The organism is Corynebacterium riegelii, from assembly GCF_016728505.1.
GTDB classification, from domain to species: domain Bacteria; phylum Actinomycetota; class Actinomycetes; order Mycobacteriales; family Mycobacteriaceae; genus Corynebacterium; species Corynebacterium riegelii.
Window position 1 is genome coordinate 749,205 of record NZ_CP068159.1, and the last position, 14,528, is coordinate 763,732.

General features: G+C 61.5%; 12 protein-coding genes. 4 read left to right on the forward strand and 8 right to left on the reverse strand.

Going from position 1 to position 14,528, the window contains the following annotated elements; translation table 11 throughout:
* Nucleotides 1–7: 7 nt before the first annotated feature.
* The 3 genes from I6I71_RS03380 to I6I71_RS03390 are packed head-to-tail and all read left to right on the forward strand — an operon-like array spanning nucleotide 8 to nucleotide 1,894.
* Nucleotides 8–298: an RNA-binding S4 domain-containing protein gene (locus tag I6I71_RS03380; protein WP_101733967.1), complete on the forward strand. Its 291-nt coding sequence runs from the start codon at nucleotides 8–10 to the stop codon at nucleotides 296–298.
* Nucleotides 298–1,071: a VOC family protein gene (locus I6I71_RS03385; protein ID WP_201822241.1), complete on the forward strand. Its 774-nt coding sequence runs from the start codon at nucleotides 298–300 to the stop codon at nucleotides 1,069–1,071. Before I6I71_RS03380 ends, I6I71_RS03385 begins: the two co-directional genes overlap by 1 nt.
* A gap of 25 nt (nucleotides 1,072–1,096) precedes the next feature.
* Nucleotides 1,097–1,894, forward strand: coding sequence for a hypothetical protein (locus tag I6I71_RS03390; protein ID WP_201822243.1), 798 nt, complete (start codon nucleotides 1,097–1,099; stop codon nucleotides 1,892–1,894).
* A 522-nt stretch (nucleotides 1,895–2,416) separates the two neighbouring features.
* Here the strand turns inward: I6I71_RS03390 and I6I71_RS03395 are convergent.
* The 8 genes from I6I71_RS03395 to I6I71_RS03430 all read right to left on the reverse strand — a co-directional run bounded on the left by I6I71_RS03395 (nucleotide 2,417) and on the right by I6I71_RS03430 (nucleotide 14,047).
* Nucleotides 2,417–3,181: an alpha/beta hydrolase gene (locus I6I71_RS03395; RefSeq protein WP_236587378.1), complete on the reverse strand. Its 765-nt coding sequence runs from the start codon at nucleotides 3,179–3,181 to the stop codon at nucleotides 2,417–2,419.
* Between the two features lie 5 nt (nucleotides 3,182–3,186).
* Nucleotides 3,187–5,091 (reverse strand): M13 family metallopeptidase, encoded by a 1,905-nt coding sequence (locus tag I6I71_RS03400; protein ID WP_201822246.1) that lies wholly within the window; start codon nucleotides 5,089–5,091, stop codon nucleotides 3,187–3,189.
* 24 nt (nucleotides 5,092–5,115) lie between these two features.
* Complete coding sequence (locus I6I71_RS03405) at nucleotides 5,116–5,991, reverse strand: cutinase family protein (RefSeq protein ID WP_201822247.1); 876 nt, start codon at nucleotides 5,989–5,991, stop codon at nucleotides 5,116–5,118.
* A 15-nt stretch (nucleotides 5,992–6,006) separates the two neighbouring features.
* A complete protein-coding gene (locus tag I6I71_RS03410; protein ID WP_236587379.1) occupies nucleotides 6,007–9,372 on the reverse strand; it encodes an arabinosyltransferase domain-containing protein in 3,366 nt (1,121 codons plus the stop codon).
* Nucleotides 9,373–9,375: 3 nt separating this feature from the next.
* Nucleotides 9,376–11,298 carry a galactan 5-O-arabinofuranosyltransferase gene (locus I6I71_RS03415; RefSeq protein ID WP_070495078.1) on the reverse strand — a complete coding sequence of 641 codons (1,923 nt, stop codon included), beginning with the start codon at nucleotides 11,296–11,298 and terminating at the stop codon, nucleotides 9,376–9,378.
* A gap of 308 nt (nucleotides 11,299–11,606) precedes the next feature.
* Nucleotides 11,607–12,371, reverse strand: coding sequence for a decaprenylphospho-beta-D-erythro-pentofuranosid-2-ulose 2-reductase (locus I6I71_RS03420; protein ID WP_201822248.1), 765 nt, complete (start codon nucleotides 12,369–12,371; stop codon nucleotides 11,607–11,609).
* 14 nt (nucleotides 12,372–12,385) lie between these two features.
* Nucleotides 12,386–13,801: an FAD-binding oxidoreductase gene (locus tag I6I71_RS03425; protein ID WP_201822249.1), complete on the reverse strand. Its 1,416-nt coding sequence runs from the start codon at nucleotides 13,799–13,801 to the stop codon at nucleotides 12,386–12,388.
* A gap of 75 nt (nucleotides 13,802–13,876) precedes the next feature.
* Complete coding sequence (locus I6I71_RS03430; protein WP_168156365.1) at nucleotides 13,877–14,047, reverse strand: hypothetical protein; 171 nt, start codon at nucleotides 14,045–14,047, stop codon at nucleotides 13,877–13,879.
* A gap of 47 nt (nucleotides 14,048–14,094) precedes the next feature.
* On the opposite strand from I6I71_RS03430, the gene I6I71_RS03435 reads away from it, so the two are divergent.
* Complete coding sequence (locus I6I71_RS03435; protein ID WP_083279009.1) at nucleotides 14,095–14,526, forward strand: hypothetical protein; 432 nt, start codon at nucleotides 14,095–14,097, stop codon at nucleotides 14,524–14,526.
* Nucleotides 14,527–14,528: the final 2 nt, after the last annotated feature.

The following is a 14,528-nucleotide window of genomic DNA, read 5'->3' on the forward strand; positions in this document are numbered from 1 at the left end:
TGGCCGCATGCATGTTGAGGTGCCTATCAGCGGCGACACGATCAAACTGGGCCAGCTGCTCAAGCTGGCTAACCTGGCGGAATCCGGCGGCCAGGCCAAAGAAATGATTGAGGCCGGGGAGGTGACAGTCAACGGTGAGGTGGTCACAAGCAGGGGCTTCCTGCTTCACGACGCTGACGTCATCTCCACCCCCCACGCCACCGCAACCGTCACCACCGACGGTGACGGTGACGACGACTACTTTGATGAGCGCACCGCCAACGATGATTTCGATCCGGAGAAGTGGAGGAATCTCTAATGCCCGCATTTGAAGCCGTTCCCGGCATGCCGTACTGGCAGGACCTGGTGACCAGCGAGCCCCAAAAGTCCGCCTACTTTTACACCAAGGTGCTGGGCTGGGAGGTTTCGGCCGGCGATTACCGCGTTGCCCGGATGCACGGGTTGCCGGTGGCCGGCATTGTTGGCACCGGGGCGGAAGGGGCACTGAACGAATGGGTGCCATACTTCCTCAGCGTTGACGTGGCTGCGGACGCGAAGCGTGTAGAGAAGCTTGGCGGCAAGGTGCTGGCCACCGCGGAGGTAGACCTGGGAACCCTTACCGTGTGTGCCGACCCATGTGACGGCATCTTCGGTTTGATCCAGCCGGCAGGCGAAGACCGCTTCGTTGCCGCTGGTGAGCCGGGTGTGCCGGTGTGGTACAACTACGCAGGTCCCGAGGTTGCGGCAGTTGATTTCTACGCCGAGCTTTTCGATTGGGAAGTGCAGAAGGTTGGCAATGAATACATCGCCCTCCAGGACGGCGCACCATTCTTGAGCATGGAGATCGGCCTGGTGCCTGAGTTGGCGCTGTGGCAGGTCTATTTCGGTGTGGAGGATCTTTCCGCGGCGGTGAATGCCGCAGAGATGTTCGGCGCGAAATACCTGACGGAACCTGAGCTCACTTCGTTTGGCCTGGTCAGCTACCAGGAGGATGCCACGGGAGCCGGCGTGTACTTCTGCGAGGTAGAGATGCCGGTGTTTGAAGAGGCCTCCGAGTCCGATTCAATCCTGCACCTGGACCCCGAAGCGTAGGACTTTGAAACGTAGGACATACCAGATGAAACTGCGGGTTGTTGCGGGGACGCTTACGTGCGCGCTGGCGTTGTCGTCTGTAGTTGCTGCGCCGGCGCAGGCGTACCACGTGGATCCGTCGTATTTGCGCGATCGTACGGCCCTGGCCGTGGTGCACCCCGACGGGCGGATTTCCATGTCCGCCAATGCAGAGGAGCCGCGCCCGGCGTTGAGCCTGGCCAAGTTGTACCTGGCGTACTACGTGCTGTACAACGGCACTGCCGAGGAAAAGTCCCAGATCCCAGAGATGGTGGCCACCTCCTCAGACCTCATTGCCAGCCAGCTTGACCGGAAATACCCCGAGGCCATTGAGCAGATCGCGGAAGATTTTGACCTGAAAGCCACCGTGCGCAGTGGCTATTGGGGACAGACGCAGACCTCTGCTCGCGACGTTGCCACGTTCATTTCCTCCATCGTGTGGGACCCGAAGGCGAAACCCCTGTTCGCCGGCATGAAGGACCAAAGCGCCGTGGCTGCCGACGGCTTCATCCAAGGCTTCGGCACCGCCCGCATGGACAACGTGAAGGGATCCAAGATGGGCTGGACCGATGACCGCGCCAGCGCCACCGGCAGCGTCTCCTGGGGTGAGATTGGCGACGAAACCTGGGCCGTCGCCGCCCTGACCTACGGCACCGCCTACGAAAACACCGTGGACGTCCGCCACGGCATCAACCAGGTGGAAGACACCCCGGCGAAAGACGCGAAAGACAAGGCCTCGGCCAAAGAGACTGCTGCCGCTAAGGAGTCTGCTGCGGTGAAGCCGACGAAGGCGAAGCGCCGCTAGTTCGGCGCTTTTGCGGTGGCTCTGACAAATCGTGCAACGCTGTCGGACGCTGTTTCCTAAACGCCCTGGTCACAGCGTTTTGGGGTAAGCGGGCATAGTCACATTTGTCAGGATCCGCGGCTCCCCTCTGACAAATCGTGCAACGCTGTCGGACGCCGTTTCTTAAACGCCCTGGTCACAGCGTTTTGTGAGTTTAGGTCACTTTGGGGTCCCACACGATTTGTCAGGGAGTCGCCCGGGGGCTTGTCTCCGATCCCTGCGATCCCCGCGATCCCAAAAGAATTCAGAAAGAATTCAGAGCGGCACCCCGGACCCTGAATTATTTCCCGAAAAACGGGGAAAGGATTCAGTATCCCCAGGTCGCGATGAGGCCCAAACCAAACGAATTCAGGATTCGCCCCTGGCCACTGAATTATTTCTGAATTCTTTCGGCTAGGCCCGAACCCCGGCCTGAGGCCCAGCGAGGGCCGAGTGGCAAAGCTGAAGCCGAACCCCACCCCGAGGCCCGGCCAGGGCCGAATATCAGAGAGCGGCGAGGAACTCTGCGACGTCGCGAACCCGGCGGCGCATCTCCGCCGGCGTAGCAATGAAGTGCGTTGAGAAATACTCCGCCCGGGTAAAAGACACAGGTAGATCGGCTGGCAACGGCGCCGCAACCTCATCACGGGAGGCGACTTGAACCAGCACGGGCGCCGAACCAACGGCGGCAAACGTTTCCGGCGGAACCTTAACTGGGAAGGTTAGCGCGTAGGCGTCCGCACCCGAAGGGACCGAGGTAGCGGCGGAACCAAACGCCCACACCGAACAAGCACCAGCACAAGCGCCACCAGCACCACCAGCCCGCTCGCGGGCGTACGCCAGGGCGGCTTCGGCGTCGGCAACGTCGTTGACGTCCAAGATTGTTACGCCGGAGAGTTCCGCGGCGGCGGCAACATCTGGCTGCCAAGCGTGGCTGCGGTGACCGGGTACCTCGCTATTCAGCGACACAGCCCAGGCGCCGGTGGGGGAGCTGGGCACGAACACTTCGCCCAGTTCAACGGACTCCACCGTCACACCGTCGGCAAACGCTACCGCGGGCATCGCGTGGTCAACGGCGCTGCCGAGCATGAGCATCGCGGCGTGCGTGATGCGATCCGGCAGCAGTGCCAAATACTGCGCTGCGTCCTGGTCATAGGTGGCCTCGATGTAGGTCACCAGTTGCTCAAGTTGCAGCTCTGGTGGCATCTCGCGGTCACGGCCGCCAACATGGAAGTCCTCGCTGAGCTGCTCATTCACAGGCTCATTCACAGGCTCTACCAAATCTTCACCCGCTTATCCGGATCGATCCACATTGGGGAGTCTGGTTCCACGTGAAACGCTTCATAGAATTCGTCCACGTTGGAGGCGATGACGTTGCAGCGGAACTCGTTGGGGGAGTGCGGGTCAATCGCCAGAAGTTGTGCCGCCATCTCCGGGCGTGCCTTGGAGCGCCACACGCGCGCCCACGCCAAAAACAGGCGCTGGAAGCCGGTGTAGGTGCCCTCCAATTCACCGAAGGAACGCTGCGGGCAATCCTCTAGGCCCTGATCTGCCAGGTAGAGCTTGTACGCCTCCACGGCGATGCCAAGTCCGCCCAGGTCACCGATGTTTTCGCCAAGAGTGAACTCGCCGTTCACACCGCTGCATTCCTGGTCCGCCAGCACGGATGGCACCAGGCCGTTGAATTGGTTGACCAGCTGGGATGTGAGCGCTTCGAAGCGTTCGCGGTCCTCCTGGGTCCACCAGGAGTTGAGGTTACCGTGGCCGTCGTAACGCGAGCCCTGATCATCAAAACCATGGCCGATCTCGTGGCCAATCACGGCACCGATCGCGCCGAAGTTCTCCGCCGCATCAGCCTCCGGGTCGAAGAACGGCGGCTGCAGGATGGCAGCGGGGAAGGTGATGTCGTTGACCACCGGGTTGTAGAACGCGTTGACGGTCTGCGGGGTGGTCACCCACTCCGCGCGATCGCTCGGCTTGCCAATCTTGGCCAGCTGGTAGTTGTGCTCAAAGGCGGCACCCGCACGCACGTTCGCCAGAAGCTGCGCGCCGTCTTCCACAAACTCAAGGCCGTCGAAGCTGCGCCAACGCTCCGGGTAGCCAATCTTGGCGGTGAATTGCCCCAGCTTCTCCTGTGCGCGCTCGCGCGTGGCCTCGCCCATCCAATCCAGCTTGGCAATGCGCTCGCGGTAGGCCTGAATCAGATAGTCAACAAGCCGGAGCATTTCGCTTTTCGACGCCGCCGAGAAGTGCCCCTCAACGTACTCCCGACCAATCTCCTCACCAACCAGGCTTTCCGCCAAGGCAACGCCGCGCTTCCAGCGGTCACGCTGCTGGGTAGCACCGGAAAGGTGGGTGCCGTAGAACTCGAAGTTGGCCTTTGCAATTTCCTCGGTGAGCTGGCCCGCGCGGGAACGCAGAATGCTCCACACCGCCCACAGCTGCCAGTCCGCCAGTGCCTCCGGGCGCAGCATCGCTGCCAGGTCCTCGGTGAAAGACGGCATCATGTTGATCACGCGGCCGGACGGCAACCCGGAGGCGGCCAGCATGGTGCGGATAATCGCCGGGAGTTCTTCCAGCGTGGTCGGGTTGTAGGTGGCCACCGCATCACGGGCCTTGACCACATCCCAGTGGCTGGACGCCAGCTGGGTTTCCAACGCAACGATGCGCGCCGCCGCCTGCTCGGGGCTGAGGCCCATCAGGTACGTGCCGTCCAAAAAGCCCAGCATGCGCGCTACGTGGACCTGGTACTTCTCTAAGGTCTCAGCGTGTTGTGGTTCGCGGTAGTAGGCCTCATCCGGCAAACCCAGGCCAGATTGCACCAGGTAGGCCACTGAGTTTTCGCCCTGGGAGTCCTTCTCCGCCCAGTAGCTCAGCGGCGCGCCAACGCCGTGACGCTCCAAAAGGCCCAGGTTGTGGGCGAACTCTTCCACGTCCGCCACCACAATGCGGTCTAAGTCCGCCTTCAGCGGCGCAACACCGGCGGCGTTTACCGCGTCGGTGTCCATGAAGGCGCGGTATAGCACGCCTGCGCGGCTGTCGCTTTCCTTCAGCAGGGCGTGAACGTCTTCTTCGGATTTGTCGCGCAGTGCGTAAAACGCGCCGTCAATCCCGCGGTCCGCGGGGATGACGTGGTCACGCACCCAGTTGCCATTTACTAACGCAAAGAGGTCATGCATGCCCACAACTGTAGTGGCAAGCCACTACATGGTGTGCTGCACAATCCAATCCGATGCCTGTTGTGGGCCAAACGTGGCGTACCCGCCGTGGGCGGCCATACCGGCAACAACGGCACCCGCGCCTAGGCCAAGCTTCTGCAAAATAGCCTGGTATTCGTTCCACGGAATGCGGCCCGCGCTCATGTGCGTGCGCATCGCCGGTGCCACCAGTGCGCGGTGCTCTTCGCGCATGGAGCACACAATGTCATCCGGACGGCAGATCTCCAGCACGCGACCCGCCAGCACACCGTAGCCGCCCTCCAGCGCACCAAGGGCGCCAACTGAATCCGGCGAGGTGCCCGGCGACAGGGTCGCCCCATTCGGGCCCTGGTACGGGTTTGCAATCACCGCCACCGCATCCACACGCTCCTGCGCAATCGGCCCGAACCCGTTGGCAATGTCGCGCGTCAAACGCGCAGTGACATCCGCGCCCAGGGAGAAACCGGTGAAACTGAACGTGGCATCAGGGCAGGCGTTCGCCAGCTTTGCAACGGTGCCATAGGTGGTGTCATAGGCTGCCTTGGACGCCGCGTAGTACGGACGCTGCGCAAACGCGCCCGAGTTGTAGGAAATCCACAGCGGCTCAATCGCACCGTTGGTACGCATCTGCGTTAACAGGCCGGTGCTGAACACGTGCCCGCCGTGCGGCACAAACGTTGGCACACCCGCCACCGTGTTCGCGCCACCCGGCACAGCAATGAGGTAATGCGGCTTGCAGCCCTGCTCCTGCACAACTCCAATCGTGTTGTCAGAAGACATCATCTGCCCACCAACCCCCTGCGCGGAAGCAACAGGGGCTACCAAAGCCATGGCAGCGGTAACACTCGCTGCCACGGCAGCAGCAAAGCGCTTGAACCTCATTGTTTTCTCCAACTCCTACTCGTTCGGGTTCCTGATCTTCATTGGGCCTGGCGTCCACCAACCCCACCTGGTGTGGGTTTCATAATCAATGTTGGCCTCAACCGGGGCCACGCCCGTGGAATCCGTGCGCAGCTCATATTTGGCAAAGGAGCCCCAGTCACGCTGCCAGTCGCCTCGCAGGTAGCCAGGAACGTCGTAAGAATAATTCACCGCCTCGGCTGTCGCCAGCGCACCGCCGCCAAGGAAGTCCTGGAAACCAGACAGCTGCTTCTTACCAGGGGCATCCGGCATCACGCGGAACTGCGGGATCTCGGTTACGCCAGCGTAGTGCGTAAAGGTGCGCTGGCACGGGAACTGGAAGGCCACCGTCCAGTCCAACAGGCCCGGGGTGTCGCGGTCCACAAGCTCCGTCATCGCCGCAAGCGTCGGGTTACGCAGCGGGGTTACCGCCAGCCAATCCTTCTCACCAAAGGAGGCGTCCTCCGCCACCAGGCGCACAACGTCCGCTTCTTCTGGCAGGTCTTCCAGCGGGTAGCGCAGGTTACGCCAATCACCAGTCGGGCCCTGGTCCAGCATTTCTACGCTGTCGAGGGTTTTCACGCTGCCGTCGTCACGCAACTGCCCATACTCAAGCTCAAGCGTGGTGCCTTCCTGCTCCACACCGTTGATGTCATGGTGCGCAATCTTGCCAGCAACCGAGGTCACCAGAAGCGGCGCATCCGGGTTGTGCTCCGGCAGCTCAAACCACACGGTTTCCAGTACGGCCTTGCGGCTCGGGTCATCCTCAAACGTGCCCACCACCGGCACGCGCTGGTAGTCCAACCCAAACGGCAAACGCACCGTGGAGTTGTTCACGCCGCGTAGAGACTCCGGCCGGTTACCCTGCGTATTCACACTGGAAGTGGACTGAGCCTGCTCACTCAACGCATCCTGCGGCGCATCCGCCGTCTGCGCATCCGACTGCGCCGAAGACAACACATCAGTGGTGTTGGCGTTTTCAGAAGCGATGTAGGCAGGCACACCATCAGGGGTAAAACCGACGTTGGTGCCAGCGTCTAAGGACTTGCCCAACGGCACCCTGTCAATCGGGGTGAGGAAGGAGTCATTCGTATCCGTCTCCAGCATCACGTCCGACGCCAGCGCGCAGACATCACCCGTAAAGCTGCGCACGTTGCCCATGCCCACCGAATACGAGGGCGCCTGGGACACAAAGGACTTCACAAACGTCAAGCACGAAAACGCCACAATCAGCACCGCAAGCACCGCGATCGGGGCGCCCATGATGCCGGCCCAGCGGCCAGCGTCTACACGCGCCGCCTGATCAAACTCCCGCGCCTTCCCGGCCTTAGCGGCCTCAGCGCGCCGGTTGTTGTGCATCAGCGACTGGACAATGCCAACCAAAAACACCACACCGGCCAGCGCCAGCACGATGGTGTTGGCCTCCACCGCCTTGTACTGCACGGTACGGTCCCACCACGGCACGCCGAAGGAGGAGACGTACCACCAGGCGTTCCAGCCGGCCAGGGTCAGGGCCAGCAGGAACAGCGTCGCGGCGAACGCGAAGGTGCGGTTGCGGGCGGACTGCAGCGCGAAGTGGGACAGCACCACCGAGCCAAGTGCGGCAACAGCGGCGCCGACACCTGCGTAGATGCCGAAGTGGTGGGTCCACTTCGTTGGCGTGAACATCATGAAGAACACAGTCAGGCCAACAATGAGCACCATCCGCTGCGTCGTTGCCTTGTTCGTGCCCGGGATGCGGCCCCAGCGCGCCATGCCCCACAGGATCAGCACCATGCACAGCACCAGGGTGAACACGGGGAAGCGGCGCTCCAGCGAGGCGTCCACCGTCTGCTGGAACAGCGTTGCGTAGCGCACCCACTCCTCGTGCCAGCTCAGCGCCGGGCCCACCTCGGAGCGCACGGCGGTTGCCTCCAGCACGGTGGCCAGAGTCTGGTCCTTAAACACCGGCACCATCACAGCCATGCCGGCACCCAGGAAGGCAGCAATGTAGGCGAGCATCGGAGCCATTGCTTTTCGACGCCTCATCGTCCTAAACACCGCCGGCAAACAAATCAGGAACACGCCAACAGCACTCAAGCCCGTCGGGCCGCACGCCAAGGTCAGCGCAGCCGTGATCGTGCCCAACGCTGCAGGCAGCAGGCGGTCATAGGCAATGGCACGCTCAAACAGTGCCCAGGTGATCAAGATGCCAGCGGCAATGATCGGCTCCGGGCGGGTGCCGTTGTCATACGGCAGCCAGAACGCCAGGAACACAAACGCCGCAGTCCAGTACGCCACCCGGCGCCCCGCAACCGCCTCACCCAAGCGCGGAAGGATAGAGCGCGACAGCACCCACCAAATGGCGATGCCAGCCAGAAGCGTGGGCAGGCGCATCCACATCGACGCCGTAGTTACACGCGCAAGCAGCGCCAACACGTCATAGAACGGGGAGCCAAACGGTGCCTCCGGCACGCCGTACCAGCGGTAGTAGTTGGCCATGTAGTCCGAGTCATTGGCCACGCGAGCCATGGTGAGCAAGAAGCCATCATCAGAGGTGTTGGCACCAAAGATGTGCCAGAAACCCAACACCGCAAGCACGATGCCATCTAGCGGCTTAAACGTGCGCCACTCCCGGTCGAACAGCGGCACACGGCGACGGTCACAACGATCCATACGGCCCAACGCCACCAAAGAAACCACTGCGGAAATCAGGCCCGCGATCATCGCGAACACCTTCACCGCAGTTGGCGAGGACGTGAAGCGGGAGTTGATGTCGATGTGGGCGGTCAGGCCAGCGTCGATAAGCAGCTGCCCTGCATCCGGCTCAAGCTCCGAGTAGAAACCGGTGAACTGGGCGCGGTAATCATCCTCAATCTCCTCGGAGTAGGACGTGCCGCTGATAACAACCGTGGTCTCCTCGTCGGTCTGCTGGATGCTCAGCACCGCATCACGAGGCAGCGCTGCAACCTCCTCAGGGGTGAGATCAAAAAGCACCTCATTGATCGCAGACACCACAAGCCCACCACCAGGCGCGGTAACAAACAGGCCGCGATCAAACGCCTCCTGCGAAGACTCCGGCAACGTACCCAACACCAAAGACTGGCCCGGGCGGACGTGATCCACCGCCTCAATTGGGATCTGGATATCCACTTCCTGCGGCGCAAGCGAAATCAACGGCGCATTCACCGCCTGCACCGAATTGTTCTGCGGCCACGACACCGAAGACTGCACCTGGTTCACCGGCAAAAACGGCACCAGCACCAACAGCACAAACGCCAACAAGCCACTCACCGTGGCGGTAGTGACCAAAGAACGCGGCGCGCGCTTCACCCGCACACGACGTGTGGTGGCTTCCGGAAAAGTTTCAATGTGTTGACCCACGGTTTACTGCTCCTTGCGAACCACAACAACAAACGGGCCGATCTGCTTCATAGCCCAATCGGCAGAATCAAACGCTTCCGCGTTGAAGAACAAGCCCTCATAGCGCACATTCGGCTGGCTCGGATAAATGTCATACGCCACATGCGTCTTAAGCGGCGTCTTCTTATCCACGTTGCCGCGGAAAATGAACCCCTCCGGACCACGCCACTGCGAATTATCAATGGCAGCCGTCAGCTCCGCCGGCGCAGTATTGGACAGCTCCGCCCACTGCACCAACTCCTCATTACGCCGGTTGAACTCACCCAACGGGTTGGCATAGTGGCTGGTAAACGCGTTGAACCCGTAGTAGGGGTTGAACGCCATGAAGTTGATCTCATCGGTATAAATCACAGCCTCGCCTGGGCGGCGACCGTGCTCCGACATGAACTCCACAATCTCGCCGTAGTAGCGGCCAGCATCCGCCGGGAAGCGGTCAGCGCGCTCACCAAAACCATCAGTATCCGCATAGGCCTGGTCAATGTGATCACGGTTTTCCACCGGAATTTGCTGCACATAAAACACGCTGCCCGCAGCAACAAGCAAAAACATAGCCGTGGTGATCGCCCGGTTCGTCGCATCGGAGAAACGGTACGAGAACCAGAAATCCACACCCACCAGACGGATCTCCGCAAAGCCCAACACACCCGCGGTGGTGAACAACAAAATCAGCAGCACCTCAACGCGGAAGCCCAGAAGCGACGTACCAAACAAGGTGACCGCCATAGAGGCCATCGCCCAGAAGTAGCACACCAAAATGGCCAAGCCCAGCGCTGCCACCTCAGGCTCGCTCAGGCGCACAACCAAGAAGAACAGGCCAATCAGGCTGAGGAAACCAATGGCGGACAAAGAGAAGAACGGCATGGGGAAGTACGTGCCCTCTTCCGGCAGGAAGTGGTTAGCCGTAGACATCGCCTCCTCATCACCAGTGACCAGGCGCAGCAGGTACGGGCCCCACGTGATCAGGGCAATCGCCATAGAGCTGAACCCGATCACCAACAGGTGGCGCACCGGCGTCAGCGAATTGCCGCGGTTGAAGAACATGATCACGGCCAACACCACCACCGTCAACGCCATCAAGGCAGTAAACAGCGTGTACATAGTGGCCGAAACGCCAAGGTAGAGCGCAAGCGCACCCGTGGCCCACCACGAACCACTCAGTGCGCGGTGCGCGCCCACCACAGCAGCCGGGAACAACATCGCCACAATCGCTGCATACGGTTCATCTGGCACCTCCGTCAGCACCACCGCAACATTCGCCAACGCCAGGGCACCCGCCACCGGCAGAGACGCAGTCAGCCGATGCCAAATCGGCGTCAACATCGCCGCAACCGCGGCTAGCGACACCAACGCCCACGGCTGATACACCAACCAACCAGGCATATTCAACGCATTAGCTAAGCGCCCACCCAACCAGAACCAACCAGCCGGGTAAAACGTGGGCAGATCCACGTAGTTCATATCCGCAAGCGACGGACCCAGCGCCATACGAGACAGGAACTGCGTACGGAAACCCTGGTCAACCTGGATACCGTCCAGCCACAAGTTGGTAGCCGTCAGCGGGATGCCCAACGCGGTCAGCACAATGCCCGCAGGCACCAGAGACACCACGGTCTCAATCAGGATGTTCTTCCGCCCACGCACCCACAGCCAGCAGCACCATGTGCCAATGGCAATCAAGGTAAACGACGCCGCAGCCGACAGCGCACGCGGCATCATCGAGGTATTAAACGCGGGCAAGGACAGCGTCTTTAAGACAAACCAGCCGGCAAGCGCCAGCGCGCCACCGAGGAAAAAGAAGCTGACCGCCCGAGACGTAGCCTGTGCGTCAGAGATCTCATCCGGCGCATAGGAAGTAACCCGCAATTCGCGGGTGGAAGTGGTGGTCATGCGTAATAGTTTGTCACATGGCCCCCACACGCCCTAGTAGCAACGGCGCAAACCTCAAGAGAAGGTTAAGACTTTGGCGGTTTTCGGCGGTTTGGGGCTGGCCGGTTTAGGTGGCGCTGACAAATGTGACAATGCGGCGCCGCTGGGCGGTTAGCGACCTGCGCAAACACAAACCGCCATGTCACATTTGTCAGGATCCCCGCCATCCGGCTGACAAATGTGACAACGCGATTTCGCCCCTACCCTGTGACCTGCTGTTTTAGGAACTGGGGTTGGGGTCGGTTGTCAACTTTGTCAGCCAGCCAAAGCTAGAAGCTCAGGCGACGCATGATCGCCGCCGGAATGTGCTGCAGCACAAGGGAGATCGGGCCGAACAGCTTGTGCACGAACACGGCGGGCTTGCCAGCCAAAGCGGCGTCGACGGCTGCCTCGGCAACGTCTTCCTTGTTTACGGTCAGCGGTGCCTCGTCGAGGCCTTCGGTCATCTTGGTGCGCACCTGACCGGGGCGGACAACGGTGACCTTGACGCCGCTGGAGCGAAGCGCCTCACCCAGCTGCAGGTAGAAGCCGTCCATGCCCGCCTTGGCGGAGCCGTACACAAAGTTGGAGCGGCGCACCTTCTGGCCCGCAACGGAGCTCAGCGCGATGATGTTGCCGTGGCCCTGGCGCTTCATCGCCTGGCCCAACAGCACGCCCACGGAAACATATGCGGTGTAGTTGGTCTGCGCAGACGCCACGGCCTTGGCCTGGTCCTGCCACAGCTCCTCCTGGTCGCCCAGCGTGCCAAAGGCAACGACGGCAATGTCTACCTCGCCCTTAGCAAACGCGGCGTCAATCACTGCAGGGTGGGAGTCGAAATCCAGGGCGTCGAAGTCAACGATGCGGATTTCGCCGGCGCCGGAGGCGGTGAGGGTGTTCACGGCGGCGTCGATACGCGGGGAGCCCTCGCGGGCACAAAGGGTGACGGTGGGGGAGCCGCCGCGGGAGGCGAGCTCGCTGACAATGGCAAGGCCGATGTCGCTGGTGCCGCCGAGAAGCAGGATGTGCTGGGCTTGGCCTACTGCATTCAACATTTCAGGTTCCTTTTCTAGTTCAGCTCAAGTCGGCGGGACAGGTCAGAGGCGAAAACGCCGGTCGGGTCGATGTCGCGGCGGGTCTTCAACCAGCCGTCCAAACCCGGGTACATGGCGTGGAAGTTCTCCGCGGACGTACGCGACTCCTTGGCCAGGTAGAGGCGGCCGCCGAACTCCATCACCTGCTCATCCAGACGGTCCAGGAACTCGCCCAAGCCCGGGCGGATGGGGAAGTCAACGCACACGTTCCAACCCTTCATTGGGTAGGACAGCGGCGCGCGGTTACCCTCGCCGAACAGTTTGAACACGTTGAGCGCCGTGTAGTGGCCGGAGGACTGGATTTGGTAAATGATGTCCTTGAACGGCTCAACCGCATCGGTGGGCACCACGAACTGGTACTGCAAGAAACCCTTCGAACCGTAGCCACGGTTCCACTCGCCGATCAGGTCTAGCGGCTGGTAGAACTGCGTCAGGTTCTTGATGTCGTTCTTCGAAGGCGCGCCCATCATGTAATAGGCCTCACCGATAGCCATGAGCGAAAGCTTGTTCATGGTCCAGGACGGGAAGATGTCCGGCACCGTCATCAACTGCGGGGCCTTGAAACGCAACGGGTCTTTCGCCAGCTTCGGCGCGTACTCCTCCAGCTGCGCAAGCGTGGCCAGAGAGCCGCGGGAAATGGTGGAGCGGCCCGTCTTCGGCGGCGCGGAGATCGCGTCGAACCAGGCGGAAGAGTAGGTGTAGTTGACCTCGGAGCCGTCGGAGTGGATGGCAATGGTCTCATCCAGTGTGTCCGTGCGGTCCGTGTCAGAGATGAAGTACGCGGTTTCCGTAAACGTCATCTGGATGCGTGCGCGCAGGATGATGCCAGTCAAACCCATGCCGCCGACGGTTGCCCAGAACAGCGTGCCGTCCGGGTCATCCGCGGAGCCTTCCGGTTCAAGGTGGAGCACCCGGCCGTCTGCAACCAGAAGCTCCATGGACACCACATGGTCACCAAAGGAGCCTGCGGAGTGGTGGTTCTTGCCGTGGATGTCCGGGCCGATGGCGCCGCCAATGGTCACCTGGCGCGTACCTGGCAGCACCGGCACCCACAGGCCGTAGGGCAGTGCCGCCTTCATCAGCTGGTCAAGGCTCACGCCCGCGTCCACGTCCACAATGCCGCTTTCCGGATCAATGGAGTGGATTTGGTTGAGCACGGTCATGTCAACCACCAGGCCGCCGCCGTTTTGCGCCGGGTCGCCGTAGGAACGGCCGAGGCCGCGGGCAATCACGCCGCGACGCTGGGACTGAGGCAGGGAAGCGTTCTCATCTGCCACGCGTGCCACGGCTGCCTTGATCACATCAACGTCAGGGGTGGAAAGTACGTGAGCGGTACTTGGAGCGGTGCGTCCCCAGCCGTGGAGGGACTTCAAGTCGGTGTGAATCTGCATGTCTTCCAACCTTACTCACGCAACCGTAACGCACCCGTAACAAAAGGTGTGACGTTTATCCCAAGGCGTAGCAGGTCAGAGCTCCAAAATCTCCCGGATCTCCTTCGGCAGCTCCTCCTGCGAGGTGATCTGCGGGCCCTCATACTCACGCAAAATCTTCAAAATCAGCGCGCGGCTGGCGCTGTCCTGCACCGGCAGCTCCTGCGCCATCAGCTGTTGCATGAAATGGTTCAACGGTTGTTCCATACCGGACAACCCTAGCTATGTGGGCCCCAGCCGGTACGATTTGCCGTATGCAGACCGAGCAGATCACCGATCAGATCACCGAAGAGCGGATTGATTACAACGCGCTGGACAACACGTTCGCTGGCCAGTGCATCCAGGCGGGTTTCATCGCCGCGCTTGTTGCGTTCCCGGCGGCGCGCCTGCCGCTGCTTGCGCTAAACGCTGGCACGATCGCGGTGTTCAACGCGTTTGATGAGGACCCGCGTAATGATCTGACCGCCGTTGTGGACGATGAGCAGGGTGAAGAGGATTCTGTCGCGTTGTCCTGGGGCGTGATCGGCGCCGTTGCCGTGGGCGCGTTCGGCGCGTTTACTCTTGCATCTCGCCTGGTTGATGGGGTGGTGGCTGGGTTGGGTAAGCGTGGCGTAGATAAGCCGAAGCCCTGGGTGGCTGGGGCCCTGGCCGCGACCTACCTGGCGGTGAAGCAGATCAAAAAATAGGT